Source organism: Glycomyces sp. NPDC047010 (assembly GCF_040644205.1).
Lineage (GTDB): Bacteria > Actinomycetota > Actinomycetes > Mycobacteriales > Micromonosporaceae > Glycomyces.
On the sequence record NZ_JBEYVY010000001.1, the window covers coordinates 24,216 to 51,201 of the forward strand.

Consider the following 26,986-nt stretch of genomic DNA (forward strand, 5'->3'; position numbering starts at 1 on the left):
GGCCGACCGGGTCACTCCTCGGCGGTGCGGCGGCTGGCGGCGAAGGCGACGATGGCGCCGACTGCGGCGAGGGCCGCGCCGATGCCGAGCGGCAGGGCGAAGCGGGCGCCGGTCCCGGCGAGGCCGCCGGGGCCGCCGCTGGTCAGGACCGCCGCGGGCTCGCTCGTGGTGGCGCCGGTGGCGGAGGACGGCGCGTCGGTGGTGCTGCCGGTGGACGGCTCGTCCGTGGTGGGCGCGTCGGTCGTGTCGGCGGTCGTGGGCTCGTCGGTGGTCGGGCCGTCCGTGGTGGCGTCGTCGGTGGTCGGCACGTCGGTGCTGTTGATCGGGACCGAGGTGGGGTCGTCGTCCTCGCACTCGGGCAGGTCGCCCTCGAACGGGTAGGCGTGGACCTCCTGGCCGGAGCCGGCCTGGGAGCTGGAGCCGTGGACGAGGTTCCCGGTGAGGAGCATGCGGCCGTTGGTGCCCGACATGGTGACCTCGGTGGTGGACGACTGCTCCCCGGCGAGGACGGAGCCCTGGAACTGGGTGGTGCCGCGCAGGTTCACCTCGGCGGCGTCGGGGAAGTTCCACAGCAGGCGGGAGCGGTACTCGGTCTGCGGGCCGGAGTTGACGTTCAGGGTCCTGGCGTCGCCGTAGAGGTTGACGAGTATCGTGGCGCCGGCGGGGATGCCCGTGAAGCGGAGCGCCTGCGCGCCGCCGGTTCCTGAGACGAGGTCGGCGTCGACGGCGAAGACCTGGAGCGGGGAGGCGCCGTCGCCGGTGAAGAGGGTCTCGTAGCCGACGTTCTGGACGGTGCCGGTGACGGTGCGGCGGACGCCGTCCGCGGGGTAGGCGTAGCAGTGGCTGGCGGTCGAGAGCCGGTCGCGCAGGCTCGCATAGGAGTCGACCGCGGCCGTGTCGGTGACGGCGTCGGGGTTCACTTCGCCCGTGGGGGTCCCGGCGACGCGGACGACGCCGGAGTGCGAGCCCTCCTCGGCGAGGAGGCGCTGCTCGGTCGCGATACTGAGGTCGCCGCCGACGACGAGGTAGTCGGAGCCGTCGGGCGGGGGCACGCGGGAGCCGACCCCGGCGATGCCGACGTTGTAGATGGAACTGCCGCCGGTCTTGTTCTGCGTGAAGTCACCGAGGACCACGTTGCGGCCCTCGGACTCCGCGGCGGTGCCGGTCACGGTGAAGTCCCCGCCGACGAACACGTTGACGGAGTCGTCGTAGCCGATGATCCCGCCGTTGTTGTTGTCGTCGGGGTACGCGGTGGGGCAGTCCGCTCCCGAGCAGGGGCCGAGCCCGTCGGGGAGCGGGGCCGCGAGCGCGCCGGGGACGGCCAGCATGTACGCGGCGCCCGCGACGAAGACGGCCGCGGCCGCTACGGCCGCTCGCAGTGCGACAGGGCGCGATCGGGTCGCGGGCATGGCCGCCTCCAGTCCACAGTGGTAATCCCTGGGACTGTTGTAGCAGGTTCGGGGCCCGAACCCGGGGAGAACGCCGCGCGCTCCTACTGGAGGGCGAAGTCCACTACCGCTTCGGTACCGCCTTCGGGGCGCGGGCGCATGTCGATCGTGCCGCGCAGTTCGCCCGTGACGAGCGTGTGGACGATCTGGAGGCCCAGGCGGGTGGAGTCGGCGATGCGGAAGCCCTCGGGGAGGCCCTTGCCGTGGTCGGAGACGGTGACGCGGAAGTGGTCGCCGTCGCGCTCGACGCCGATGACGACCTCGCCGTCCTGGCCGGGCGGGTAGGCGTGCTCGACGGCGTTCTGGATGAGCTCGTTGACGACCATGACCAGCGGTGTCGCGTACTCCGAGGGCAGGACCCCGAAGGTGCCCTCGCGGCGCAGCGTCACCTTCGACTCGGCCACGGAGACCTCGACGGCCATGGAGGCGACGCGGTCGACGATCTGGTCGAAGCCCACGGACTCGTCCGAGGACTGCGAGAGCGTCTCGTGGACGAGCGCGATGGACGCGACGCGGCGCACCGACTCCTCCAGGGACAGGCGGGCCTGCGGGGAGCCGACCCGGCGGGCCTGGAGGCGCAGGAGCGCGGCCACGGTCTGGAGGTTGTTCTTGACGCGGTGGTGGATCTCGCGGATGGTCGCGTCCTTGGTGACCAGTTCGCGGTCGAGGCGGCGGACCTCGGTGATGTCGCGGACGAGGACGAGCGCGCCCGCGGCCTTCCCGCCGGGGCGCAGCGGGAGCGCCCGCATGAGGACGGTGGCGCCGCGGGCCTCGATCTCCTTGCGCCGCGGCGTGCCGCCCGCGAGCGCGTCGGCGATGCGGCGCGCGGCGTCGGCGCCCGCGTCGGGGCTGGAGGGGAGGCTGCGGGTGAGCTCGGCGAGGTCGCGGTCGCGGAGGTGGCCGGTGACGCCCATGCGGCGGTACGCGGACAGCGCGTTCGGGGAGGCGTAGCGGACGAGGCCGTCGGCGCCGATGCGGACGAGGCCGTCGCCGATGCGCGGCGCGGTGGTGGGCTCGCCGGGCAGCAGCGGGGGCGGGAAGCCGCCGTCGGTGAGCATCTGCACCAGGTAGTCGGCGGTCTTGAGGTAGTTGAGCTCCAGGTGGGAGGGGCTGCGGGTGTCCGAGAGGTTGGTGTCGCGGGCGGCCACGGCGATGACCTGGCTGCGGTCGCGGCGGCGCACCGGGATGGCCTCGTGGCGGGCGGCGACGTCGCCGCGCCAGACCGGGTCGCCCTCGCGGAAGATGCGGCCCTCGGTGTACGCGACGCTCAGGTGCTTCGCGTCCTCGCCTTCGAGGAGGCGCCCGACCTGGTCCTCCTCGTACGCGGTGGGGCCGGTGGTGGGCCGGACCTGGGCGAGGCACACGTACCGGCCCGGGTGGTCCTTGACGGCGCCCCAGAGGAGGAAGTCGGCGAAGGAGAGGTCGGCGAGGAGCTGCCATTCGGCGACGAGCCGTTGCAGGTGGGCCGCGGAGTTCGACGTGAGGTCGGTGTGGGCGCTGATCACGTCACGGAGTGTGGACACCGGACCAATGGTAGCGGCGGGCCGCGGTCCGCGGCCCGTCCTCTACGGCAGGGTCATGTCGGGCTTGTCCAGTTCTTCGACGTTGACGTCCTTGAAGGTCAGGACCCGGACGTGCTTGACGAAGCGGGCGGGGCGGTACATGTCCCAGACCCACGCGTCGCTCATCTCGACCTCGAAGTAGGTCTCGGCGTCGGCACCGCGCACGTTGACCTCGACCGCGTTTGCCAGGTAGAACCGCCGCTCGGTCTCGACGACGTAGGTGAACTGCCGCACGATGTCCCGGTACTCCCGGTACAGCTGCAACTCCATGTCGGTCTCGTACTTCTCGAGGTCCTCGGCGCTCAACGCTCCTCCTTCAATGCGACGGTAACCACGATAGTGCGCGCATGCCCCGCCGCGGACGCGGCTTGCCTTGCAAGCCCCGGATTCACGCCGGGCGGACCCGGTCGGGCCCGGTCAGGCGGCGGCGGGTACGGCGAGCGCGGCGACGTTGGCGTAGGAGAAGCGGTGCTCCTCGCAGGGGCCGAAGCGGCGCATGGCCTCCTCGTGCGCGGGCGTCCCGTATCCCTTGTGGACGGCGAAGCCGTACTCGGGGCGGCGGCCGTCGAGCTCGGCCATGATCCGGTCCCGGGTCACCTTGGCGACCACGCCCGCGGCGGCCACGCACGCGGCCGTGCGATCGCCCTTGACGACCCCGAGGCTCCCGGGCAGGCCGGGGACGGGGAACCCGTCGGTGAGCGTGTACCCGGGCCGCTCGGGCAGGCGCGCCACGGCGACGCGCATGCCCTCCAGGTTGCAGACGCCGACGCCGCGCCGGTCGATCTCCCGCGGCGGGTAGCTGACGACGGCGATGAGCGCCCGGGAGCGGTGCAGCCGCTCGAAGACGCGCTCGCGCGCGGCCTCGGTGAGCAGCTTCGAGTCGTTCAGCTCCTCCAGGCGCGCGCTCGGCGGCAGGACGACCGCCGCGACCACCAGGGGTCCGGCGCACGCGCCGCGCCCGGCCTCGTCGGTCCCGGCGACCGGCCCGAGGCCGCGCCGGGACAGGGCGGCCTCCAGCGCGTACAGGTCGCCGTCGCGCCGCATCCGGGAAGGGGCCGGGCGGAGCACGGTCAGGAGGGGTCGGGGACGTCGTCGAAGGTCTCCGGGATGGAGAACCAGTTGAAGTCGCCGAAGGGCCAGAACAGGACGAACGCCTTGCCGATCACGGCGTCGACCTCGATGGTGGAGGCGTCGACGTTCCCGCCGGTGCGGATGAACCGCTCGCGCGAGTCGCCGGAGGCCGAGCGGTGGTCGCCCATGACCCACAGGCGCCCCTCGGGGACGACCACGTCGAACGGGTCCTGCGAGGGCGGGTCCTGCTCCCCGGTGACCGGGTTGGTGAACAGGTACGAGTCCTCTTCGAGGGCGACCCCGTTGACGGTGATCCGCCCCTGGTCGTCGCAGCACACGACGTGGTCGCCGCCGACGGCGATGACCCGCTTGATGAACTCGTCCTCCTCCATGACCGACCGCCACGACTCGGGCGCGGTGAAGACGATGATCTCGCCGCGCTCGGGTTCGGAGAAGTCGTACACGAGCTTGTTGACGAGCACCCGGTCGTTGATCTGGAGGGTGTTCTCCATCGATCCGGAGGGGATGTAGTAGGTCTGGACGACCCACGTGCGCACCACGATCGCCACCAGGATGGCCACGCCCAGCAGGATGGGGAGTTCCTTCCAGAACGACCCCTTCTTCGCTGGCTGCTGCTTGTCGGAGGTCTCCTCGGCGCCCTCGCCGTCGGCGCCGGGCGCCTGCCCTTCTTCGATCACGGTGCGAGTCTACGCGCTCGCGCTCCGACGGCAGGGGCGGTGGTCGCGGTGGCGGGCAACGAAGGCGGTGAGTGCCAGGCCGTGCCCCAGGCCGCCGGGAGGCCGTCCCCGGCGGTGCCCGAGGCGGACTGGGCCCCTTCGGTTCCGGTGGTCCCGTCGAGCGCGTCGAACGAGTCGGGGATCTCCAGTTCGGTGGCCCTGTCGGTGGGCCACACCAGGGCGATGGCCCGGCCGATGATGTTCTCCACCGGGACCGGGCCCTGGCACCGCGAGTCCTTCGAGTTGCCGCGGTGGTCCCCCATCACCCACACTTCCCCCTCGGGGACGGTGACCTCGTCGAAGCGGCGCGAATGGCACGTGCCGGGCTCGGGTTCCACGGGCGCGTTGTCGTACACGTACTCGTCCTCGTGGAGCGAGACCCCGTTGACGACGACGTTCCCGTCGGCGTCGCAGCACATGACGGTGTCGCCGCCGACGCCGATGACGCGCTTGATGAAGTCCTTCTCGTCGGGCTCGGCGAGGCCGATGAGGTCGAGGACGCCGGTGGTGATGTCGTCTATGACGCCGCCGTCGCCGCCCGCGGGCCGGTACTCGGGGTCCCAGGAGTCGGTGCCGCGGAAGACGACCACCTCGCCGCGCTGGGGCGTGCGGAGCGTCGTGGTGAGCTTGAGGACGAGGACCTTGTCCCCCTCCTGGAGGGTCTGCTCCATGGAGCCGGACGGGATGTAGAAGGGCTGCACCGCGAACGTGCGCAGCAGGACCGCCGCGGAGAACGCGACGACGAGCAGCAGCGGCAGCTCGATCCACAGCGACAGGTACTGGCGCTTGTGCGGCTGCGAGAGGCGGCTCTCGGACTCCTTCTTCGGCTTCCCGACGGCGTCGTGGGTGCCGCTGACGACGCGGTGCGACGCGGAGACGCGGTCGTGGGAGGCGGAGACCCGATCGTGTGAAGCCGAGACCCGGTCGTGCGCACCGGTCACCCGGTCGTGCGGTCCCGTGACGCGGTCGCGCGCGCCGGTCGGTCCCTCGGGGCGGGTGAGGCGCTGGGTGGCGTCGGTGGCGGCCGGGCGGCCCGCGAACGGGACGCCGGGGCGGCCCTGCGGCTTCGCGGGGCCCTTGGGGGGCACGGGGGCGCCGGGCCCGCCGGGGCCGGGGAGGCGGCTCCAGTCGATGCGGCGGGGTCCCTTCGCCCCGTCGGAGGAACCGGGACTCATGCGGTGAGCGTAGCGGAGAACACGCGAAATGGAAAAACCCCGGGCGGGTGCCCGGGGTTCTCCGAAAACTATGCAGATCTACGGCTCGCAAGCTTCGCCGAGGCCCGAGGATCAGACCTCGCGGCGCTCCTTGATCTTGGTCGCGGCCTTGCCCTTGCGCTCGCGCAGGTAGTACAGCTTCGCGCGGCGGACCTTGCCGCGCATGGCGATCTCGATCGAGTCGACCATGGGGCCGTGGACCGGGAAGGTGCGCTCGACGCCGATGCCGTAGCTGATCTTGCGGACCGTGAAGGTCTCGCCCAGACCGCCGCCGTGGCGGCGGATCACGACGCCCTGGAACACCTGGACACGGGACCGGTTGCCTTCCTGGATCCGGACGTTGACCTTGACGGTGTCGCCGGGACGGAAGTCCGGCACGTCGGCGCGCATGGAGGCGGCGTTCAGCTCATCCAGAATGTTCATTGGTTTCAACCCTCGTTGACGAAGAAGTTCAGAAGTCCCGATCCGGGAGAGGTACCGCTTGAACGGGCGGGACGTCACGGGGAACCGTCTTACTCTGCCACACCCTGCTCGGGCGCGGCGGGCCCGGCCCCTTCGAGGAGGAGCCGGTCACGTTCATCGAGGCTACCCGGGCCGAGCCGCTCCAGCAAATCCGGGCGGGCCCGCGCGGTGCGCAGGAGCGCCTGCTCGCGCCGCCACCGGTCGACCTTGCCGTGGTCCCCCGAGAGGAGGACCGGCGGGACCTCGTGGCCGCGCCACTCGGCGGGCCGCGTGTAGGCGGGCGCTTCGAGCAGGCCCGCGTTGTGCGACTCGTCGTCCAGTGACGCCGCGTTGCCGAGGACCCCGGGCACCAGGCGCGCCACGGCCTCGACGATCGCGAGGACCGCGACCTCGCCGCCGAAGAGCACGTAGTCGCCGATGGAGACCTCGGTGACTTCCATCGACTCGGACGCGTAGTCCACGACCCGCTGGTCGATGCCCTCGTAGCGGCCGCAGGCGAACATCAGCCACGGCTCGGCCGCCAGCTCGTGCGCCATGGCCTGCGTGAACGGTCTGCCGGCGGGGCTGGTGACGAGCAGCCGGGGCTTCTGCTCCCCCGGAACGAGCTCGTCGAGGCACTCGCCCCACGGCTGCGGCTTCATGACCATCCCGGCGCCGCCGCCCGCGGGGGCGCCGTCCACCGAGTGGTGCACGTCGTGGGTCCAGCGGCGCAGGTCATGGACGTTCAGGTCGAGCAGGCCCCTCTCGCGGGCGCGCCCGATGAGGGAGAGGTCGAGGGGGGCGAGGTACTCGGGGAAGACGGTGACGACGTCGATCTTCACTACAGCTCCAGCAGCCCGGGCGGGAGGTCCACGGTGATGACCTCGGCCTCGAAGTCGATCATGGTGACCATCTCGGCGACGAACGGGATGCGCGCCGGGTGGGTGCCGGGGCGCCGGACCACGAGGGTCTCGTGGCCCGCGCCGTGCTCGACGCGCGCGACCGTGCCGACCTCGGTGCCGTCGGCCTCCACGACCTTCAGCCCTTCGAGGTCGTCGTCGCGGAACTCGTCGTCGGCGAGGTCGTCCTCGTCCACGTCGACCGAGAGCAGCACGCCGCGCAGCAGCTCGGACGCGTTGCGGTCGGTGACGCCCTCGAAGCCGACCATGGGCCGGCCCTGGTGCCAGCGCACGGTGAGGGCCTTCAGGGGGCCGTTCTTGGTGGCGTACTCGATTCCGGGCTGGAACCGGGCCTCGGGATCGTCGGTGCGGACCTCCACGACGAGTTCGCCGCGCAGCCCGTGGGGGCGCACGATCCGGCCGACCACGACCTCTGCCATTGCTTGCCTCTCCTTGCAGCACGACAGCCCCGGGGCGAACCCCGGGGCTGTCGCGTTATGACTCAGTAGGAATCGACGACCTCGACGCGGATGCCGCGACCGCCGATCGAGCCGATGACCTGCCGCAGCGCGTTGACGGTGCGGCCGCCGCGGCCGATCACCGTGCCCAGGTCGTCCGGGTTGACCCGGACTTCCAGGCGCTTGCCGCGACGCGAGTCGACCAGACGGACACGGACATCGTCAGGGTGATCGACGATGCCTTTCACAAGGTGTTCAAGCGCTGGTCGCAGCACGGTCTACTCCCCTTTTTCGTCGGACGCCTCGGCGGCCTCCGCCTTGACCTCTTCAGTCTTAGCGGATTCGTCGGCCTTCTCGGCGGACTTCTTCGACTTCGACGCGGGCTTCGTGTCGGCGGCCTTGGCGGCCTCCTCCGACACGTACGCCTTCGACGGGTCGATACCGGACTCCTTGAGGGCCGCGACGTACAGCGACTCCTTCTCGGGCTTCGGCTCGGCGACCTTCAGCGGGGCCGGCTCGGGCAGGCCCTTGAAGCGCTGCCAGTCGCCGGTCTTGCGGAGGATGGCCTTGACCTGGTCGGTCGGCTGGGCGCCGACGGAGAGCCAGTGCTGGACGCGGTCGGACTTGACCTCGATCCGGGACGGGTTCTCCTTCGGGTGGTAGATCCCGACGTTCTCAATGACCTTGCCGTCCCGCTTGACCCGCGAGTCGGCGATGACGATGCGGTACTGGGGAGTACGAATCTTCCCCATACGCGTGAGGCGAATCTTCACTGCCACGTTCTTGTTACTCCTGTAATAAGGATCACGTAGCGCGCACGCCTTCCAGGGGAATCACTCCGGATTGCGTTCGCGCTGAAACCTGGCTTTGCGTCACGGTAGTTGAGAGGGCTTCCGTCCCAAAGCTCATGTACAGCGACCGAGTCTAGCGCACAGGTAGATCAGTACGACCGGGCGAGGTAGGCGATGAGACCGGGTTCATCCAGGGAGTCCGGTACGGAGCCGTCCTCGCGTTGCAGGACCCGGACGGTGACCGAGGATTCGGCGGCCTTGCGCTCCCCTTCGACGCCGCAGGCGTCCCAGGGCAGGCGGGCGTACCCGGTCTGGGCGGCCTCGACGGCCTCCGCGACCGAGGTCGTGTCGGTGGTGTGCGACTCCCGGAACTCCAGGGCCTCGTTCCACAGCTGCTCCTGCGCGCCCTGGAGCGCGGCGGCGACGGCTTCGGCGAGCATCCCGAGCGGGATCGTCTGCTTGGAGCCCTCGACGCGGGAGGCCACGGTGGCCTCGCCGTTCTTCAGGTCGCGGGGGCCGATCTCGATGCGGACCGGGTAGCCCTTGAGCTCGGCGTCCACGGCGCGGCGGCCGAAGGCCACGTCGGCGCGGTCGTCGAGGCGCACGCGCAGGCCGTCGCCCTTGAGCTCGTCGAAGACCTTGCGCGCGGCGGTCTGGACCTCGTCGGTGTCCTTGACGGCCATGACGCAGACCTGGACGGGCGCGAGGTTCGGGGGCACGCGGAGCCCCGCGTCGTCGCCGTGGCCCATGATGAGCCCGCCGATCATGCGGGTGGAGGTGCCCCAGGAGGTGGTCCAGCCGTGGGCCTGCTTGCCGTCCTTGCCCTGGAACTGGATGTCGAACGCCTTCGCGAAGTTCTGGCCCAGCTCGTGGGAGGTGCCCATCTGGAGGGCCTTCCCGTCGCGCATGAGCGACTCGACGGCGAACGTGTTCAGGGCCCCGGCGAAGCGCTCGGCCTCGGTCTTGATGCCGCGCAGCACGGGCAGCGCCAGCACGTTCTCCATGAAGTCGGCGTAGACCTCGTGGAGGATGCGCAGCGTGAACGCGTGGGCGTCCTCATAGGAGTCGTGGACGGTGTGGCCCTCCTGCCACAGGAACTCCGAGGAGCGCAGGAACAGGCGGGTGCGCAGCTCGTAGCGCATGACGTTGCACCACTGGTTGAGCAGCAGGGGCAGGTCGCGGTAGGAGTTCACCCACTTCGCCATGTACTCGCCGATGACGGTCTCGGAGGTGGGGCGGATCGCGAGCTTCTCTTCGAGCTCCTTGCCGCCGCCGTGCGTGACCATCCACAGCTCGGGGGCGAAGCCCTCCACGTGGTCGGCCTCGCGGGTGAAGTAGGACTCGGGGATGAGCAGGGGGAACGAGGCGTTCTCCGTGCCGGTCTCCTTGATGCGGGCGTCCATCTCGGCCGTCATGCGCTCCCACAGGGCGAAACCGGTCGGACGGATCACCTGCGACCCTCGGGCCGGCCCGTTCTCGGCGAGCTGGGCCTTGGCGATGACGTCCTGGTACCAGCGAGGGAAGTCCTCGCCCTGCGGTGTGAGTACATTGGCCATAAACAGGGATTCTACGGGCCGGGCCCCGCCTGGCCGCAATCGGATTCCGCCGCTATGGCATCGGTCGGACGGCCGATGGGGCGATTGCGAAATCCCGGTCCTTCGGCCCTGATACAGGACGGCGAACGTCGCATAAGCTGTCGACGTGACAACACCCATGCTGGCAGGCGACCGCGGCCTGACGGCCGCAGAGGTTGCCGAGCGCGTCGAGGCCGGAGCCGTCAACGAGGCCAAGCGGCACACGAGCCGCCCGTTCTCCGCCATCCTGCGCGCCAACCTGTTCACCCCGCTCAACGCCGTCATCGGCGTGCTGGCCGTGATCGCCGTGACGTTCGGCGGCTGGAAGCAGGGCCTGTTCGCGGGCGTCATCATCGCGAACATCCTCATCGGCACCATCCAGGAGCTGCGCGCCAAGCGCACCCTCGACAAGCTCTCGCTCATGAACCAGGCCAAGGCGAAGGTCCTGCGCGACGGCGAGGTCCAGGAGATCGACCCGAACCGGATCGTCAAGGACGACCTGGTGTTCGTGGAGCCCGGCGACCGCGTCGTCGTGGACGGGCCCGTCGTGGAGTCCCGGAACCTGGAGATCGACGAGTCGCTGCTCACCGGCGAGGCCGACCCGGTCGCGAAGGCCCCCGGGGACGCCGTCAGGTCCGGGTCGTTCGCCGTCGCGGGCACCGGCCTGTTCCGGGCCGAGCACATCGGCGCGGACTCCTACGCCGCCAAGCTCGTCGAGGAGGCCAGCAAGTTCACGCTGGCCCGCTCGGAGCTGCGCGAGGGCATCAACCGGTTCATCAAGCTCATCAACTGGCTCATCGTCCCGATCGCGATCCTCCTCATCGTCAGCCAGGCCGCCGACGCGCAGAACTGGCGCGACATCATCGTCTCCACCGTGGCCGGGATCGTCCCCATGATCCCCGAGGGCCTGGTGCTCCTCACCTCCGTGGCGTTCGCGGTCGGCGTGGTCCGCCTCGGCGCCCGCAAGTGCCTCGTGCAGGAGCTGCCCGCCATCGAAGGGCTCGCCCGCACCGACGTGCTGTGCCTGGACAAGACCGGCACGCTCACCGAGGGCGGCATGGACGTGGACGAGATCCGCCCCATCGAGGGCGGCGACCGGGCCGCGTCCCTGGAGGCCCTCGCCGCGCTCGCCGCGGCCGACGACAGCCCCAACCCGACCATGCAGGCCGTCGAGGCCCATCTCGCGGACGAGTCCGTGGCGGACCCGCGGTGGCGGGTCATCGACGTCATGCCGTTCTCCTCCGCGCGCAAGTGGTCGGGGACGCGCTTCACCGACCACGGGACCTGGCTCCTCGGCGCCCCCGACGTGCTCCTGGACGCCGGCGACCCGGTGCTCCTCGAAGCCGACATGCTCGCCGCGCAGGGCCTGCGGGTCCTGTCCCTGGTCACCGCCGAGTCCGCGTCCACCAAGGGCGGCGTCACCGGCGTCAAGGCCCAGGCGCTCGTGGTCCTGCGCCAGCGCCTGCGCTCCACCGCCGCGGCGACCCTCGCCTACTTCAAGGAGCAGGGCGTCGCCGTCAAGATCATCTCCGGGGACTCCCCGGCGGCGGTCGGCGCGGTCGCGGCGCAGCTCGGCGTCGAGGGCGCCGCGGACACCGTGGACGCCCGCCGCCTCCCCGAGGACCCCGAGGAGCTCGCGGACCTGCTGGAGCGGGCCACGATCTTCGGGCGCGTGAAGCCGCACCAGAAGCAGGCGTTCGTGAAGGCCCTCCAGTCGCGCGGGCACACCGTGGCGATGACCGGCGACGGCGTCAACGACGTGCTCGCCCTCAAGGACGCGGACCTGGGGATCGCGATGGGCTCCGGTTCGGCCGCGGCCCGGTCGGTCGCACAGGTCGTGCTCCTGGACGACGAGTTCGCGACGCTCCCGCACGTGGTGGCCGAGGGCCGCCGGGTGCTCGGGAACATCGGGCGGGTCTCGAACCTGTTCCTCACCAAGACCGTGTACGCGATCGCCTTGGCGCTGTTCATCGCCGTGGGCGCGTCGATCGCGTGGTTCGCGGGCAACGACCCGCTGCCGTACCCGTTCCTGCCGATCCACCAGTCGCTCATCAACGCGTTCACGATCGGCATCCCGGCGTTCTTCCTCGCGCTCGCGCCGACCTTCGACCGGGCCCGGCCCGGGTTCGTGAAGCGGGTCCTGAAATTCGCGATCCCCGCGGGGATCTGCTGCGCGGTCCCGACGTTCGCGGTGTACCTGGCGTCGCTCGCGCACGACGGCTACGACTCGAAGCAGCCGCAGACGACGGCGGCGATCACGCTGTTCAGCCTCGCGCTGGTGGCTTTGGCGATCGTGGCGAAGCCGTACACGTGGTGGAAGGGCCTGCTGGTCGGGGTGTGCGCGGGCGCGTTCGTCCTGGTGCTGGCGGTGCCGCCGTTCGCGCGGTTCTACGAGCTGTCGCTGCCGGGCGTGTGGAACACCACGGCGGCGGCGATCGCGGTCGGCTGCGGTGTGGCGGCCCTGCTGTTCTGGCTGGTCGTGCGGCCGAAGCACCTGGCGGACTGACGCTATTTCCGCTCGTTCGGGGCCCCGCTACATCCGGTGTAGCGGGGCCTCGCGGTTTCTGGCGGGCGTGTAGCGCCTCTGGAGTGAAGGCAGATATCACTCAGGAGGCCGACCATGGCAAGCGAGACCGCGATCCGGGCCGAGGGGCTCGTCAAGCACTTCAAGGACATCAAGGCCGTCGACGGCGTGGACCTGGAGGTCCCGGCGGGGACCGTGTACGGGGTGCTCGGGCCGAACGGGGCGGGGAAGACGACGACCGTGCGGATGCTGGCCACCCTGCTGCGTCCGGACGCGGGGACGGCGACGGTGTTCGGGAACGACATCGTGGCGGACCCGTCGGCGGTGCGCACGCAGGTGAGCCTGACGGGGCAGTACGCGTCGCTGGACGAGGACCTGACGGGCGCGGAGAACCTGGTGCTGCTGTCGCGGCTGTACGGGTTCGGGAAGCCCGCGGCGCGGTCGCGCGCCGGGGACCTGCTGGACGCGTTCGGGCTCTCGTACGCGGCGGGCAAGCAGGTCAAGTCGTACTCGGGCGGGATGCGGCGGCGCCTTGACATCGCGGCGTCGATCATCATCACGCCGAAGCTCCTGTTCCTGGACGAGCCGACCACGGGCCTGGACCCGCGCAGCCGCAACCAGGTGTGGGAGGTCATCCGCACGATCGTCGGCGAGGGCACCACGGTGCTGCTGACGACGCAGTACCTGGAGGAGGCCGACCAGCTGGCGAGCCGCATCGCGGTCATTGACACCGGGAAGGTCATCGCCGAGGGCACCCCGGGGCAGCTGAAGTCCTCGGTGGGCGCGGGCTCGATCAAGCTGCGCCTGCACCACACCGACCAGCGCGAGCACGCCAGGAGCGTCCTCGCCGAGGCGCTCGACGCCGAGGTGGAGCTGGACGACGACCCGGTGGCGCTCACGGCGCGGCTGCTGCCCGGGCAGGACAACGCCGTGCAGGGCGCGCACGCGCTGAGCGAGCTGGCGAAGGCCGGCATCCTCGTCGACGACTTCTCGCTCGGCCAGCCGAGCCTGGACGAGGTCTTCCTCGCCCTCACCGAGCGCGTCGGCGCCTAGACAGCCCACTTGAGAGAGACAGAGGACGAACCGATCATGGCTTTCACCGAGACGAAGACGAGCACCGATCAGGACGCGCCGGCGCCTGTGGAGAAGGAGCGGCTGCGGAAGCTGCTCAACCAGGGCGAGCGCCCGGCGCCGCCGAGCGCGTTCGCGTCGGCGCGGGCCTTCGCGTGGCGCTCGATGCTGAAGATCAAGCACGTGCCCGAGCAGCTGGGCGACATCCTGGTGTTCCCGATCATCATGCTGCTCATGTTCACGTACCTGTTCGGCGGCGCGATCGCGGGCGGCACTGGGGACTACCTGCAGTTCCTGCTGCCGGGGATCATGGTCATGAGCATCGTCATGACGACGATCTACACGGGCATGTCGGTGAACATCGACATCAACAAGGGCGTCTCGGACCGGTTCCGGACGCTGCCGATCTGGCGGGCCGCGCCGATGGTCGGGTACCTGCTGGCGGACATGTTCCGGTACGCCGCCGCAGGCGCGATCATGTTCGGCACCGGCATGGTCATGGGCTACCGGCCCGAGGGCGGCGCGGCGGGCGTGCTGCTCGGCGTGGGGCTGCTGCTGGTGTTCTGCTTCGCGTTCTCGTGGGTGTGGACCTGGCTGGGCCTGATCACGCGGTCGGAGAAGACCGTCATGTCGATCTCGATGTCGATCATGTTCCCGCTGACGTTCCTGTCGAACATCATGGTCGACCCCTCGACGATGCCCGGCTGGCTCCAGCCGGTCGTGGAGAACACGCCGATCTCGCAGCTCGTGGACGGGGTGCGCGGCCTGTTCGACGGCACGGCGCCTTCGGGGGCGGTCCTGACGACGCTCGTCTGGTCGGCCGGGTTCATCGCGGTCTTCGGGTTCCTGACGCTGCGGGCGTACAACCGCAAGTGAGCTTCATCGAAAAACACCCGGCGGGGCCGGGAGGGCATTCGCCCTCCCGGCCCCATCGTCTACAGGGACCAGTCGGGGGCGGCCGGTCCGGGCCGGTAGGCGCACGAGGAACCGGTGGTGACGGCGGCGCGCAGGTGGGCGCCGAGCGCGGGGTGTCCGTCCTCGATCTTCTTGAGGGTGTTGCGGATGCGGTTGGTGACGGACTTGCGGGCCCGCTCGTGGTTGTCGCCGAGGCGCCGGGCCCGGCCGCCGAGCCCGGTGGCGGCCTTGAGGTGCTCGATGAGGGCCTGGCGTTCGGCGTCGAGCGCGGCGGCCCGGGCGTCGTCGCCGACGGCGGCGGCCGTGTCGATCTGCTCGTCGAGGGCTTCGAGGTGCTCGCGGAAGCGGGTGCGCGACTCGGCGTCGAGGAGGTCGTCCCCGCCCAGGCGGGCGTCGGCGGCGACGGCCTCGGACGGGTCGAGCAGGTCGGCCGCGGCGATCTCCGCGCCCGGGCGGGAGAGGAGTTCGCGGAGGTCCGCGAGGCCCTTCGCGTGCGGCAGGTGGAGGACGGCCCCGGCGTAGGCGAGGGTCCAGGTGGCGCCGTCGCGGCGGAACACGTTCCCGGCGTCGGGAGCGAGAGGCGAGCGGGACTCGCGTCCTTGGCCGCCCCCGCTTGCAACGGTGCCCGGCGGGTACGACAGCGCCCGGCCGCCGGACGGATCGGACGGATCGCCGGAGAGGCCGGTGCCGCCGCGGGCGAGTCCGGTTCCGTCGGCGGCGGGGCCGGTCCGGCTGCGGGCCGCGTCGGCCCGGTCGCGGATCTGGTCGATCCCGTTGCGGGCGAGTTCGGACCAGGGGCGGGCGCCGAGGAGGTCGGACTGCTTGGCGGCGGCGGCGAAGTGGGCGGCGGCGCGGTCGGGTTCGCCGAGGAACGCGGCGAGGGTGCCGAGCCAGTGGCCGATGGGGCCGCTGATGCTGGTGCCCCACATGGCGACGAGCCATTCGCCCTCGAAGGGGGCGAGCCGGTCGTAGACGTCCCGGGCGAGCTCCGCGTCCCCGTCGGCGACGGCGAGCTCGGCCTCGAAGCGGAGCATGAGGGACTCCCAGGACCCGAACATGTCCTCGGCGGCGACGAGGCGTTCGCGCACGGCGCGGGCCCGCGCCGTGTCCCCTGAGCGCAGGGCCGCGATGGCGGCGAGGAGGTCGCCGTGCCAGCCGCCGAACGTGGTGTGGCGGACGACGTGGGACGTGTCGGGGACCTCGCCGCGGGCGAGCTGGAGCTCCCAGCGCAGATGCGCCAGAAGGTCCTGGTAGGCCCGGTCGTCGGAGACGAGCACCGCGGCGCCGTCGATGAGCGCCTGCGCTTCCGCGAAGCGGCCCTGGACGATGTCGATCACCGCCTGGTCCACGTAGGACCCGCCGTGCCAGCGCTCGGACTCGCTGGCCTCGGCGAGGGAGCGGAACTCGGCGAGCTGGGTGAGGAACGCGGGGTCGCCCTGCTCCAGGAGCACGACCCACCGCAGTGAGGACGCGAGGAGGCGCATCTCCTCGTCGCCGGTGCGGCGGGTGATCTCGGCGAGCTCCTCCACGATCTCCTGGCGCCGGGCGGCGGTGCCGGGGCCCCAGGTGGCGGCGTGGGTGGCCCAGAGGCCGAAGGCGATCTCGTCGTCGTCGCCGCGTTCGCGGGCGGCGATCATGAAGCGGTACAGGAGCTGCCGGGTGAGGGCCTCGTGCTCCAGGCCGGGGTCGGCGGGCTCCCCGGCGAGGCCCTCGTAGGCGATGGCCTTGAGGCGCATGAGGTCGTCGGTGCGCTCGTTCTGGGGGACGTCCATGACGGCGCGGGTGAGGAGCATCGGGTCGCCGTGGTCCTCGGCCTCCTGGAGGGCGAGGGCGTAGAGGGCGCGGGCCTCGGTCCCGCGTTTGAGCCACTGGAGGGCCTCGCCGAGCTGGAGGCGCAGGACGACGCGCTGGCGGACCATCGCGGGGGTGCAGCGCTCGACGGCGCGGCGGAAGTACTTCTCGGCGCCGCCGAAGCTCATGCAGGAGGTGGACTTGGCGCCCGCGCGGGTGATGAGGTCGACGGCGGTCTCGGGGTCGAGGTCGTCCCCGGCGAGCCAGGCGTGGTGGGCGATCTCGGTGATGAGCATGTGCTTCTGGAGGGACTCGTCGGCGACGAGGGCGCGCACGACGCAGCCGTGGTGGTGGGCGGCCTCGTCGGGCTCCATCGTGTTGTAGAGGGTCTCGCGGACGAGGTCGTGGACGAACACGTACCGGTCGCGCTCGCGCCGGACGAGGCGGGTCTGGCAGGCGGTGTCGAGGGCGCACTCGATCTGCTGGAGTTCGATGCCGGACGCCTGGGACATGATCCCGGCGTGGAACTCGCGGCCGCCGACGGAGGCGAGGACGAGCATCTTGAGGATCGGTTCGGGGAGCTGGTCGAGGCGGCGGCGGAGGGCGTCGCGCATCCCGGCGCTGGTGGCGTCGACGGGCTGGCCGGAGGCCCACAGGAGCGCGGTCTGCTCGACGAAGAACGGGTTGCCGCCGGTGCGGCGGGTGATCTCGGCGACCGTGCCGGGGTCGGGGGCGGAGCCGACGGTGGCCTCCACGAGGGCGGCGACGCCGTCGTCGGCGAGGCCGTCGAGGCCGACCATGGCGGCCTTGGAGACGAGCTGGAGCATGCGGCCGCGGAGGCGGTGGCCGGGGTCGATCTCGGAGTCGCGGTAGGTGCCGACGAAGAGGATGCGCTCGAAGAACGTGTGCTGGCACGCGAACTTGAGCAGTTCGATGCTGGCGGTGTCGGAGAAGTGCAGGTCGTCGAGGACGATGAGGAGGGGGCGCACGCGGGAGGCGTTGATGAGCAGCTGGGTGACGGCGTCGTGGAGCTCGAACTCGACGGGCCGGGCCCCTTCGCCCTCGCCGAGGAACACGTCGATGGCGGGGGCGGGGCGCAGGGACTGCCAGACGTCGTCGCCGAGGCGCCCGCGCAGGGAGCGCAGGACCTGGAGCCACAGCCAGTTGTCGGGGACGGCCTCGGACTCCCAGGAGGTCGCGAAGGCGACGAGGAGGTCGTCGCGGCGGCCCGCGGCGGCCTCGGTGACCAGCGCGGTCTTCCCGATGCCGGCCTCGCCGACGACGAGGACGAGGCCGCCGTGGCTGGCCGCGGTGCGGTCGGCGGCCGCGCGCAGGGCGGAGGCGGGGTGGTCGCGTCCGATGAGCAGCGAGTCAGTCACCCGACCAGTGTGGCCGAAGGGTACGACGCCCGCCAATCGGTTCTGTTTTCACTGTCGGGTTCCGGACGAATTCGTTTCGGGGCGATCCCCCTGCTCAGGGCGGTCCGGTCGGGCAGGATGTCGGTATTTGCCCGGTGGATTCTCTCGAACCTGTGCGCGGTTTACGTCGAGTACCTAAAGTCCTACGGAAAGTTAGGCATCCCGGTGCCGACGGGGCGGTCGGGCCGTTCTCACCGACGGTCAAGGCAGGACCGCACCTGAGCCGGGGGCGCCGACAATCCACAGGAGCAATCCTCATGGCACAGTCCACGTCCAACGGAGCACGTAAGAACACCTGGCGAGCGGTCCTCATCGGGGCCGCCGTACCGTTCGCCGTCCTCGCCGCCGCACCGGCGGTCGGGGCCGCCGAGACCACCGACCGAGTCGAGACCGTCAACAGCGAGCAGCTTCCGCCGCTGCCCGGCGACCTGCCGGTGCCGGGCGACCTGCCCGTGCCCGACCCGACCGCGCTCACCGACCTCGCGACCTGCCTCACCGACCTGCAGGCGGCGCTCGACGCCGGCGCGCAGATCCCGGCCGAGAGCCAGGACGAGTACGAGCAGCTCCCGGGGCTGCCGCTGCCGGTGCCCGCGCCGGACCTGCCCGTGCCCGGCGGCGACTCGCCGATCCCGGACATCGGGGCGCTCGCCCAGACCTGCCAGGACATCCTCGCGACCGTGACCGGCGCCGTGCCGGAACCGCCGGTCGACCTCCCGGTCGACCCGCCGGTGGACGTGCCCGCGGTCCCGTAACGGGGACCGACGCACCGCGAAGGGGCCCGCAGCGAAAGCTGCGGGCCCCTTTTCCCGTGCGTGCTACTTGAGGCGCTGCGCGGCGTCCGCGATCGCCTCGTCGGTCGCGGTCAGGGACAGCCGCACGTGGCGGTTCCCCTTGGCGCCGTAGAACTCCCCCGCGGCGGCGAGGATGCCGCGGTCGGCGAGCCAGGCGACGGTGTCCCAGCAGTCCTCGTCGCGGGTGGCCCACAGGTACAGGCCCGCGGTCGAGTGGTCGATGCGCAGGCCGGCGGACTCGACGGCGGCGCGGAGGACCTCGCGGCGGCGCCCGTACCGCTCGCGCTGGGCGATCGCGTGCTCCTCGTCGTGGAGGGCGGCGATCGTGGCGCGCTGGACGGCCCACGGGACCATGAAGCCCGCGTGGCGGCGGATCTCCAGGAGGTCGGCGACGATCGCGGGGTCCCCGGCGAGGAACGCGGAGCGGTACCCGGCGAGGTTCGAGCGCTTCGACAGCGAGTGCGCGGCGAGGAGGCCGGTGAGGTCGCCGTCGTTGACGCGCGGGTCGAGGACCGACACGGGCGGGTCGCCGTCGTCCCAGCCGAGCGTCAGGTAGCACTCGTCGGAGGCGAGGACGATCCCGGAGTCGCGGGCCCAGCGGACCAGGCCGCGCAGGTGCTCCACGGACGCGGTCTCGCCGGTCGGGTTCGTCGGGTAGTTGATCCACGCGAGGCGCAGGCGCGAGGACGCGGCGTCGCGCGGGTCGGCCACGGGGGCCGGGTCGGCCTTCGCGAGGATCGCGCCGACCTCGTACGTCGGGTAGGCGATCTCGGGGTAGGCGACGGTCTCGCCGGGGCCGATCCCGAGCTGGAACGGCAGGTTCGCGACCAGTTCCTTGGAGCCGACGGTCGGGAGGACCGCGACGTCCTCGGCGACGCCGGTGTGGCGGTGCAGCCAGGAGCGCATCGCCGCGGCGAGGTCGGGGGGCCCGGCGACCGTGGGGTACCCGGGCATCGCGGCGGCCTCGTGCAGCGCCGCCTGGATCGAGTCGGGCACCGGGTCGACGGGCGCGCCGACGGTGAGGTCGACGAGGCCGTCGGGGTGCGCGGCCGCGCGCTCCTTGTACGGGGCCATGCGGTCCCACGGGAAGCGCGGCAGCCGCCGCGCGGGCGAGGCGCCGTGGAGGCGGCGCAGCGCCACGGGACTACTCCGCTTTCGTCGGCAGCTCGGCCACGAACGGGACGTCGCTGTCGATCTTGCCGACCTTGGAGGCCCCGCCGGGGCTGCCGAGGTCGTCGAAGAAGTCCACGTCGGCCTTGGTGTAGGCGGCCCACTCCTCGGGGACGTCGTCCTCGTAGAAGATCGCCTCGACCGGGCACACCGGCTCGCACGCACCGCAGTCGACGCACTCGTCGGGGTGGATGTAGAGCTTCCGGTTGCCTTCGTAGATGCAGTCGACGGGGCATTCTTCAATGCAGGCCCTGTCGAGCAGGTCCACGCACGGCTCGGCGATTACGTAAGTCACGAGTCGTCCTTCCTACGGCGCGCAGTCGGGCGGACTGCGCTGAGATGAGCCTAAAGCTTATTTCCTCTAGTAGACCCGAAGGCTTGGGGTGCGCCAGATGCTGGGACCGGAACACGTCGGCCGTCGCGTGGCGGTTCGGATCAGACTGCGGGACGCCCGGCCCGGTCGCCGGTTCACGGACGTCACGGGCGAGCTTATCGAGTTCGGCCCGGACCACTGGCTCGTGCGGCCTGCCGCAGGGGCAGCCGTCACCATCGACGCGGCCGCCGTCGTCGCGGCCCGCCCGATCCCGCCGAAGCCGACCCCGTTCTCCGAGATCATCGGCCTGGAGCGCCTCCTCGCCGAGACGTGGCCCGCGACCGAGACCGCCGACCTCGGCGGGTGGCTCCTGCGGGCCGCCGGCGGGTTCACCAACCGCGCGAACTCGGTCCTGGCGCTCACCGCCCCCGAGGGCGGCACCGATGCCGCGGTGGCGGCGGTCGTCGAGTGGTACCAGGCGCGCGGGCTGGTCCCGAAGATCTCCCTCGCCGGGCCCGTGACGCGCCGCCTCGAAGACGAGCTCGCCGAGCGCGGCTGGACCCCCGAGATGGACACCGTCGTGATGGTCAAGGCGCTCAAGGAGACCCGCTACGAAGGCGAAGCGGTCATCACGCACGCCCCGAGTGAGGCGTTCCTCGCGCAGACCGACCGCGGCGCCCCCGGGACCGCGCCGCGGGTCTTCGGCTCCGGGCCCGACCGGGCCTACGCCGAGATCCGGCGCGGCGGCGCGCTCGCCGCCCGGGGCCGCGGGGCCGTCGCCGGGGACGTCATGGCCCTCACCAGCGTCGGCACCGACCCTGCGCACCGCCGCCAGGGACTCGGCACCGAGGTCATGGCCGCGCTCGAAGCGTGGGGGGCGGGAACGGGAGCGGCGCGCGCCGCCCTCCAGGTGGAGGCCGACAACGCGCCTGCGATCGCGATGTACGAGCGGCTCGGGTACGCCGAGCGCTACCGGTACCGCTACCGGGTCAAGCCTTAGCGGCCGCGGTCTTCTTGGAGGGGCTGGCCTTGCGCTCGAACGCGATGCGCGTGGCCTTCAGCTCGCGGCCGTACACGTCCACGCCGAGGGCCATCACGATGAGGAACCCGACCCAGCCCGACAGGGCCAGCAGCGCGAAGTAGATCGGGATCTGCGAGAACACGCCCTGGAGGTCCGGGTAGTCCACGCGCGCGATCAGCGGGTTGATGAGCACCGCGAACAGGGTCGCGACCAGGAAGATCACGAGCAGCTCGCCGGTGATCTCCTGGCGGCGGCGCCGCACGCCCCACCAGATCCCCGCCGCGATCGCGACGGCGGCCATGGCGCCGAAGGTGTACAGGCCCACGAGGTCGCCGACCGCGGTGCCCTCGCCCCACACGTTCGAGGCGATCCGGCCCGCGAGGTTCGCGGCGATCAGGCCCAGCGCGAAGCCGTAGATCGACGGCCAGTGCGGCATCAGGAGGCGGCTGAGGAGGGTCACTGTCGGGACTCCTTCGGGGCAGAGGGGGCTTTGCTCGGTCTGGGACGAAAATACCGCCACAGCGCGACGGCGATCCCGGCGGTACCGGCCAGGAGCAGCGCGTAGCCGTTGAAGCCGCTGGTGATGATGAGCGAGCCCGCCTGCGTCGGCATCGACGCGGCCAGGACCACCGCGAACCACGCCAGGGACGTCAGCAGCGCGCCCCACCTGGTCCCCGTCCACCACACCGCCAGCGCGGCGAGCGCCCAGTTCCCGGCGAACGCGAGCGCCCCGGCGAGGGGGATCGCGATCCCGTCCCAGTAGAACGGGACGAGGAACGATTCGATCAGGGCGGCGAGGGCCGCCGCGGCCGTCGCGACGACCGCGCCGCCGACCCGGACCGCCGTCTCCAGACCTCTCTCACGCACGGTGGCGATCCTACGGCAGCAAGCGAACCGGTCGCCGCCCCGGCGCGTTGGAGGCGCCCTCCCGTACCACCGGACGGGACAATACGCTCATGACCACGATACGAGAGACAACTGCCACGAAAGCCCGACGATTCCGACAGCTGTTTCCCGAACGGTCCGACTTCCAGCACGTCCGCCGCCACTGGCACACCGACCTCCTCGCCGGGCTCACCGTCGCGGTCGTCGCCCTGCCGCTCGCGCTGGGCTTCGGGATCGCCTCGGGTCTGGGGGCCTTCGCGGGCCTCATCACCTCCATCATCGCCGGGGTGCTCGCCGCGCTCCTCGGCGGCTCGAACCTCCAGGTCACCGGCCCGACCGGGACGATGGCGGTCGTGCTCGTGCCGCTCGCGGCCACCCACTCGCACACCGGGGTCATGCTCGTGGGGGTCATGGCCGGGCTCATGCTCGTCGCGCTCGCGCTCACGGGCGCCGGCCGGTACGCGCGGTACGTGCCCGTCCCGGTCGTGGAGGGCTTCACGGCGGGCGTCGCGATCGTCATCGCCGTCCAGCAGCTGCCGTCGACACTCGGGCTGCCACCGCAGAACGAGCACATGCTCACGGGCGCTTGGGAATCGCTCCAGGCGTTCGCGGCGCAGCCGAACTGGGCGCCGGTGGGCGTCGCCGCGGGCGTGGTCGTCGCGATCCTCCTCGGCTCGCGCCTGCACTCGCAGATCCCCACCCCGCTGCTCGCGGTCATCGCCGCCAGCGCGGCGGCGTGGTTCGCGGACCTGGACGTGGCGGTCATCGGGTCGCTGCCGCGCACCATCCCCGCCCCGGACGCCGGGTTCCTCTCCTTCGCGTCGGAGGCCCCGCAGCTGGTGGCCGCGGCGGTCGCCATCTGCGCGCTGTGCGCGCTCGAATCGCTCCTGTCGGCCACCGTGGCGGACAACATGACCGTGGGGCGCCACCACAACCCGGACCGGGAGCTCCTCGGGCAGGGCGTGGCGAACCTGGTGACGCCGTTCTTCGGCGGCATGCCGTCCTCCGGGGCGCTCGCACGGACCGCGGTCAACGTCAGGTCCGGCGCGGCCGGGCGCCTCGCCTCGCTCACGCACGCGCTCGTGCTGGCGGTGATGATGCTGGCGCTGGCGCCACTGGTCGCGCACATCCCCCTCGCCGCGCTCGCGGGCGTGCTCATCGCGACGTCGATCCGGATGATCGAGGTCGGCTCGATGCTGGCGCTGGCGCGGTCGACGCGCGCCGATGCGGCGGTCATGTGGCTGACGCTCGGCGCGACGGTGGTGTTCAACCTGGTGTGGGCGGTCGCGGTGGGCATCGCTCTCGCGGGGCTGCTGGCTCTCGGCCGGATCTCCCGGTCCGTCTCGGTGGAGGAGGAGCCGATCGACCACGACGACCACCACGACGAGGAGGCGGCGCTGCTCCACGAGCACATCGTGGCGTACCGGCTCGAAGGGCCGCTGTTCTTCGCGGCCGCGCACCGGTTCCTGCTCCAGCTCCTCGACGTGGCGGACGTGCGGGTGGTCGTGCTGCGCATGAGCCGCGTGTCCACGATGGACGCGTCGGGGGCGACGGTCCTGGCGGACGCGATCAAGCGCCTGGAGCACCGCGGCATCGCCGTGTACCTCTCGGGGCTCGAACCCGTCCACGCCAAACCCCTTGAGGCCCTTGGGGTCCTGGAGCCGCTGTGGCAGCAAGGGCGGCTGTTCGAGCACACCAAGGAGGCGATAGCGGCCGCCCGCCAGCGCCTCAAGGCCGACGGGCTCCTAGAGCAGCTCGAAGCGGAGGCGCGAGGGTTCGGCGGGGAGGCCGAAGCGGAGCGCCCATAGGCGGTCGGCGGTGCCGCGGTGGTCGGCGGTGTCGACCGAGTCGACCACCGCGTCGTCGGGGTTGACGCCGTGGAGCACGAGGGTGCCGCGCTCGCCGGTCCACACGGCGCGGTCCCCTTCGAGCTCGGGCCTGATGCGGCTGACGAAGACCTCCGTCAGCTCGGGCCCGAAGTCGCGCAGGGCGATCCCGTCGTCGGTCCAGGCGAACTTGCGGATGAGCGCGCCGTCGCCGTACGCGTCGACGTACACCTCCAGGCCCTCGGGCCCGTCCACGAGCTCGGCCCGCGAGTCCTCGCCGGGCTGCTGCGCGGCGCCCTCGACGGTGGGCACGGAGTGCCACGCCGCGGAGGGGTGGACCTGCTCGTACCGCTCCTCGCCGAAGTACGCGGCGGTGTACTCCCCCGCCCCGGCGTCGCAAAGGAGCTGCTCGCCGTCCACGGCGATGATGAACGAGCCCAGGTCGAGGTGGTTGTGCGGCTCCTCGTTGTACCCGCCCTTGACGGCGAGCGCCCACAGGCGGCGCCCGATCTGCCTGCGCTCCACGAACCAGCCGACCTCGGGCAGGAGCGTGCGGGCGGGCCCGACCTCCTCGGGGAGCGGGCGGCCCCATTCGAGGGTGCGGGTGAGCGGGGCCCACCGCGCGCACTCGTCCTCGGCGAACGTCTGCGGCCGGTCGGCGGCCGGCGGCTCCGCGCCGAGCCGGTCCTGGAGGCGGGTGAGCAGGCCCGCGGGCAGCACGGGATCGGCGTCGGTGTCCCCGAACGTCGCGAACGACCCGGGGTAGAGCTGGGCGCGGGCCGGGAACGCGGCGATGGCCTCGTTCCCTTCGAGGAGGTCCTCGCCGGTGGCCTCGCGCCATGCCTCGGCGAAGTACGTGAAGTACCCGAAGCCGTAGATCCAGTAGTAGACGCCCTCGACGCAGCCGCCGTCGGGCCCGAAGGAGAACAGGTAGCTCTGGAGCGCGGGCAGCACCCGGCCGCGGATGACGTCGGTGTCGTACCCGAGCGCGAGCGCGGCGAGCCCGGCGGCGCCCGCGCACACGGCGGTCCAGTTGGAGATGCGCAGCTCCCACCACAGCGGGAACTCCGACTCGAAGAACGGGTCGAGCACGCGCTCGCGGATCTCGGCCTCGACCTGCTCGGCGCCCTCGACGTCCTCGCGCAGGCGCAGGATCTCGGCGAGGGTCTGCGCGGTCTCGCACGCGAACAGGTCGACGCACGTGCGCGGGTCGAAGTCCTCGCCCCAGTGCGCGGGCAGGGCCCAGGACCGCTCCTGGCAGACGTCCTTGATGAGCGAGGAGAGCGCGGCGGCCTCCCCGGTGATGGCGAGCGCGGCGAGGTGGCGGCGGCGCGCGAAGTACTGGACCTCGTAGGGGAGGCGGCGGCCGGTGGCGGCGAAGTCGTCGGCGAGCGCCGGATCGAAGTCCGGCACGGGCCTCGCGGCGATCTCGCGGAGTTCTTCGAGAAGCGCCGTACGAAGGTCACTCATCGACCAACGCCTTTCCGGGTGCGGGGTGGAGATCGGGCGGGGGATCCTGCCGTGGCTCAACGGTAACGCGGGCCCGCTTTCCGTCATAGACTCCCTCGTATGCGCATCGGCGAGCTGTCGGAGCGGACGGGCGTCCCGGCCGCCACGATCAAGTACTACCTGCGGGAGCACCTCCTCCAGGCGGGCGAGCACGGCGAGGGCAACACCGTCGAGTACGGGCCCGGCCACGTGCACCGCCTGACGCTGATCCGGGCGCTCTCGGAGACCGCGGGCCTGTCCGTGGCGCAGATCGGCGAGGTCCTCACCGTGCTTGCGCGCCATCCGGAGTCGGCGTTCCAGGCCCTCGGCGCGACCCTCGCGGCGACGCACCGCGACCCGACGTTCTCCCTCGCCAGCGAGGGCACCACGGAGGCCGCGGAGCGGACCGTGGACCAGCTGCTCAACGAGTACGGCTGGGCCGAGGTGGCGCCGCCGATGTACCGCGACGCCATGGTCACGGCCCTGACCGCGTTCTACCGCTTGGGGAACCCCGACCCGCAGGAGGTGCTGGAGCACTACGCGGACGCCGCGGCGGCCCTGGCCTCGGCCGACATGGAGGCCGTCGCGGAGGCCACGAAGGTCGAGGGCGTCAACGTCGAGCAGGCGGTGACCGCGACCGTGCTCGGCGAGACGGTGTTCGCGGCCCTGCGCCGCATCGCCCACATCGCCGCGTCCGCGCGCACGCAGGCCGCCCAGGGCCCCTCGGGCACAATCTAGGACGTGAGCGCACTCCGATTCGACCGCGACCCGAGCCGCCCAAACCTCCTCCACTTGGTCTTCGACGAGGTCGTGCAGGCCACGATCGACCTCGACGACCCGTCCTACCTGGACGCGGAGTACATGCAGCGGATCGCGTACCTCGTGGACGCGGCCGCCGAGCCGAAGCGGCCCCTGCGGGTGCTGCACCTGGGCGCGGGCGGGCTGGCGATGGCGCGGTACGTGGCGGCGACCCGGCCGGGCTCCTACCAGCAGGCGGTCGAGACGAACGACGAGCTGATCGAGCTCGTCCGCGCCGAGGCCCCGCTCCCCCGCGGCGTCAAGGTGAAGATCCGCCGCACCGACGCCCGCGAGGCCGTCGAGTCGGCCCCGGATGCCACTTACGAACTGATCATCACCGACGTCTACGACGGCGCCCGCGTCCCCGCGCACGTCACGAGCACCGAGTTCCTCCACGGCGCGAACCGGGTCCTGCGCCCGGGCGGGCACTACGCGGTGAACCTCTGCGACGGCGGCCAGATGAAGTTCCTGAAACCGGCCCTCGCGGCGATGCGGGAGGTGTGGCCGCATGTGGCGGTCATGGCCGAGCCCGCGGTCCTGCGCGGCCGCCGCTTCGGCAACGTCGTCGCCGTCGCCTCCGGTGTCGAGCTGCCGGTCGCGGAGCTGCGCCGCCGCTGCGCGGGCGCCGCCTTCCCCTGCCGCGTCGTCGAGGGCGCCGAACTCCGCGAGTACATCGCCGGCGCGCCCCCGGCCACCGACACCACCGCCATCAAGTCCCCGCCACCGCCCCGCTCCCTCCGCAGCTTCTGACCGCTCCCGGCCGCCGCCGCCGAGCCGCTG

Annotated in this window: 26 protein-coding genes; 8 read left to right on the forward strand and 18 right to left on the reverse strand. The window is 71.9% G+C overall.

Going from position 1 to position 26,986, the window contains the following annotated elements; all coding sequences use genetic code 11:
• Positions 1 to 11: 11 nt before the first annotated feature.
• The 12 genes from AB0A65_RS00115 to proS all read right to left on the reverse strand — a co-directional run bounded on the left by AB0A65_RS00115 (position 12) and on the right by proS (position 10,177).
• Positions 12 to 1,409, reverse strand: coding sequence for a choice-of-anchor A family protein (locus tag AB0A65_RS00115; RefSeq protein WP_359943753.1), 1,398 nt, complete (start codon positions 1,407 to 1,409; stop codon positions 12 to 14).
• A gap of 83 nt (positions 1,410 to 1,492) precedes the next feature.
• A complete protein-coding gene (locus AB0A65_RS00120) occupies positions 1,493 to 2,971 on the reverse strand; it encodes a histidine kinase N-terminal domain-containing protein (protein WP_359943756.1) in 1,479 nt (492 codons plus the stop codon).
• A gap of 42 nt (positions 2,972 to 3,013) precedes the next feature.
• Complete coding sequence (locus AB0A65_RS00125; protein ID WP_106361934.1) at positions 3,014 to 3,316, reverse strand: DUF2469 domain-containing protein; 303 nt, start codon at positions 3,314 to 3,316, stop codon at positions 3,014 to 3,016.
• A gap of 111 nt (positions 3,317 to 3,427) precedes the next feature.
• Positions 3,428 to 4,054, reverse strand: a complete 627-nt coding sequence (locus tag AB0A65_RS00130) for a ribonuclease HII (protein WP_359943759.1) — start codon at positions 4,052 to 4,054, stop codon at positions 3,428 to 3,430.
• A gap of 26 nt (positions 4,055 to 4,080) precedes the next feature.
• Entirely contained in the window at positions 4,081 to 4,674 is a 594-nt protein-coding gene (lepB, locus tag AB0A65_RS00135; RefSeq protein ID WP_359945529.1) for a signal peptidase I, read from the reverse strand.
• Positions 4,675 to 4,775: 101 nt separating this feature from the next.
• Positions 4,776 to 5,993: a signal peptidase I gene (gene lepB, locus AB0A65_RS00140; RefSeq protein ID WP_359943762.1), complete on the reverse strand. Its 1,218-nt coding sequence runs from the start codon at positions 5,991 to 5,993 to the stop codon at positions 4,776 to 4,778.
• Positions 5,994 to 6,104: 111 nt separating this feature from the next.
• A complete protein-coding gene (gene rplS, locus AB0A65_RS00145) occupies positions 6,105 to 6,455 on the reverse strand; it encodes a 50S ribosomal protein L19 (RefSeq protein ID WP_359943764.1) in 351 nt (116 codons plus the stop codon).
• Between the two features lie 89 nt (positions 6,456 to 6,544).
• The gene (gene trmD / locus AB0A65_RS00150) at positions 6,545 to 7,315 is read right to left on the reverse strand and encodes a tRNA (guanosine(37)-N1)-methyltransferase TrmD (protein WP_359943767.1); all 771 of its coding nucleotides are present in this window, start codon (positions 7,313 to 7,315) and stop codon (positions 6,545 to 6,547) included.
• Entirely contained in the window at positions 7,315 to 7,812 is a 498-nt protein-coding gene (rimM, locus tag AB0A65_RS00155) for a ribosome maturation factor RimM (protein ID WP_359943770.1), read from the reverse strand. Before rimM ends, trmD begins: the two co-directional genes overlap by 1 nt.
• 62 nt (positions 7,813 to 7,874) lie before the next feature.
• Positions 7,875 to 8,105 (reverse strand): RNA-binding protein, encoded by a 231-nt coding sequence (locus AB0A65_RS00160; protein ID WP_026922808.1) that lies wholly within the window; start codon positions 8,103 to 8,105, stop codon positions 7,875 to 7,877.
• Positions 8,106 to 8,108: 3 nt separating this feature from the next.
• Positions 8,109 to 8,609, reverse strand: a complete 501-nt coding sequence (gene rpsP / locus AB0A65_RS00165) for a 30S ribosomal protein S16 (RefSeq protein WP_359943773.1) — start codon at positions 8,607 to 8,609, stop codon at positions 8,109 to 8,111.
• Positions 8,610 to 8,770: 161 nt separating this feature from the next.
• The gene (gene proS / locus AB0A65_RS00170; RefSeq protein WP_359943776.1) at positions 8,771 to 10,177 is read right to left on the reverse strand and encodes a proline--tRNA ligase; all 1,407 of its coding nucleotides are present in this window, start codon (positions 10,175 to 10,177) and stop codon (positions 8,771 to 8,773) included.
• 145 nt (positions 10,178 to 10,322) lie between these two features.
• On the opposite strand from proS, the gene AB0A65_RS00175 reads away from it, so the two are divergent.
• The 3 genes from AB0A65_RS00175 (at position 10,323) to AB0A65_RS00185 (ending at position 14,666) form a co-directional block, all read left to right on the forward strand.
• Positions 10,323 to 12,701, forward strand: a complete 2,379-nt coding sequence (locus tag AB0A65_RS00175) for an HAD-IC family P-type ATPase (protein ID WP_359943778.1) — start codon at positions 10,323 to 10,325, stop codon at positions 12,699 to 12,701.
• 114 nt (positions 12,702 to 12,815) lie between these two features.
• Complete coding sequence (locus AB0A65_RS00180) at positions 12,816 to 13,772, forward strand: ATP-binding cassette domain-containing protein (protein ID WP_359943781.1); 957 nt, start codon at positions 12,816 to 12,818, stop codon at positions 13,770 to 13,772.
• Positions 13,773 to 13,808: 36 nt separating this feature from the next.
• Complete coding sequence (locus AB0A65_RS00185) at positions 13,809 to 14,666, forward strand: ABC transporter permease (protein ID WP_359943784.1); 858 nt, start codon at positions 13,809 to 13,811, stop codon at positions 14,664 to 14,666.
• 59 nt (positions 14,667 to 14,725) lie between these two features.
• Here AB0A65_RS00185 and AB0A65_RS00190 read toward each other — a convergent pair whose 3' ends face one another.
• Positions 14,726 to 17,875, reverse strand: a complete 3,150-nt coding sequence (locus AB0A65_RS00190; protein WP_359943787.1) for an AAA family ATPase — start codon at positions 17,873 to 17,875, stop codon at positions 14,726 to 14,728.
• 296 nt (positions 17,876 to 18,171) lie between these two features.
• Between AB0A65_RS00190 and AB0A65_RS00195 the strand changes: the two genes are divergently transcribed.
• Complete coding sequence (locus AB0A65_RS00195; protein ID WP_359943790.1) at positions 18,172 to 18,666, forward strand: hypothetical protein; 495 nt, start codon at positions 18,172 to 18,174, stop codon at positions 18,664 to 18,666.
• A gap of 63 nt (positions 18,667 to 18,729) precedes the next feature.
• Here AB0A65_RS00195 and dapC read toward each other — a convergent pair whose 3' ends face one another.
• Both dapC and fdxA read right to left on the reverse strand, forming a co-directional pair.
• A complete protein-coding gene (dapC, locus tag AB0A65_RS00200; RefSeq protein WP_359943793.1) occupies positions 18,730 to 19,845 on the reverse strand; it encodes a succinyldiaminopimelate transaminase in 1,116 nt (371 codons plus the stop codon).
• 4 nt (positions 19,846 to 19,849) lie between these two features.
• Positions 19,850 to 20,170 carry a ferredoxin gene (gene fdxA / locus AB0A65_RS00205; protein WP_359943796.1) on the reverse strand — a complete coding sequence of 107 codons (321 nt, stop codon included), beginning with the start codon at positions 20,168 to 20,170 and terminating at the stop codon, positions 19,850 to 19,852.
• A 97-nt stretch (positions 20,171 to 20,267) separates the two neighbouring features.
• On the opposite strand from fdxA, the gene AB0A65_RS00210 reads away from it, so the two are divergent.
• Positions 20,268 to 21,188 (forward strand): GNAT family N-acetyltransferase, encoded by a 921-nt coding sequence (locus AB0A65_RS00210; protein ID WP_359943799.1) that lies wholly within the window; start codon positions 20,268 to 20,270, stop codon positions 21,186 to 21,188.
• On the opposite strand, the gene AB0A65_RS00215 is transcribed toward AB0A65_RS00210, so the two are convergent.
• On the reverse strand, positions 21,178 to 21,669 hold the full coding sequence (locus AB0A65_RS00215; RefSeq protein WP_359943801.1) for a hypothetical protein: 492 nt from the start codon (positions 21,667 to 21,669) through the stop codon (positions 21,178 to 21,180). The two genes, AB0A65_RS00210 and AB0A65_RS00215, sit on opposite strands and share 11 nt — an antisense overlap.
• The gene (locus AB0A65_RS00220) at positions 21,666 to 22,076 is read right to left on the reverse strand and encodes a hypothetical protein (RefSeq protein WP_359943804.1); all 411 of its coding nucleotides are present in this window, start codon (positions 22,074 to 22,076) and stop codon (positions 21,666 to 21,668) included. The genes AB0A65_RS00215 and AB0A65_RS00220 overlap by 4 nt, the downstream gene beginning before the upstream one ends.
• 89 nt (positions 22,077 to 22,165) lie before the next feature.
• Between AB0A65_RS00220 and AB0A65_RS00225 the strand changes: the two genes are divergently transcribed.
• On the forward strand, positions 22,166 to 23,902 hold the full coding sequence (locus AB0A65_RS00225; protein ID WP_359943807.1) for a SulP family inorganic anion transporter: 1,737 nt from the start codon (positions 22,166 to 22,168) through the stop codon (positions 23,900 to 23,902).
• On the opposite strand, the gene AB0A65_RS00230 is transcribed toward AB0A65_RS00225, so the two are convergent.
• The gene (locus AB0A65_RS00230) at positions 23,840 to 25,390 is read right to left on the reverse strand and encodes a heparinase II/III family protein (RefSeq protein ID WP_359943810.1); all 1,551 of its coding nucleotides are present in this window, start codon (positions 25,388 to 25,390) and stop codon (positions 23,840 to 23,842) included. The two genes, AB0A65_RS00225 and AB0A65_RS00230, sit on opposite strands and share 63 nt — an antisense overlap.
• Positions 25,391 to 25,489: 99 nt before the next feature.
• Between AB0A65_RS00230 and AB0A65_RS00235 the strand changes: the two genes are divergently transcribed.
• Together AB0A65_RS00235 and AB0A65_RS00240 are read left to right on the forward strand one after the other, a co-directional pair.
• Positions 25,490 to 26,146 (forward strand): MerR family transcriptional regulator, encoded by a 657-nt coding sequence (locus AB0A65_RS00235; protein ID WP_359943813.1) that lies wholly within the window; start codon positions 25,490 to 25,492, stop codon positions 26,144 to 26,146.
• Positions 26,147 to 26,149: 3 nt separating this feature from the next.
• Positions 26,150 to 26,956, forward strand: a complete 807-nt coding sequence (locus tag AB0A65_RS00240) for a fused MFS/spermidine synthase (RefSeq protein WP_359943816.1) — start codon at positions 26,150 to 26,152, stop codon at positions 26,954 to 26,956.
• Positions 26,957 to 26,986: the final 30 nt, after the last annotated feature.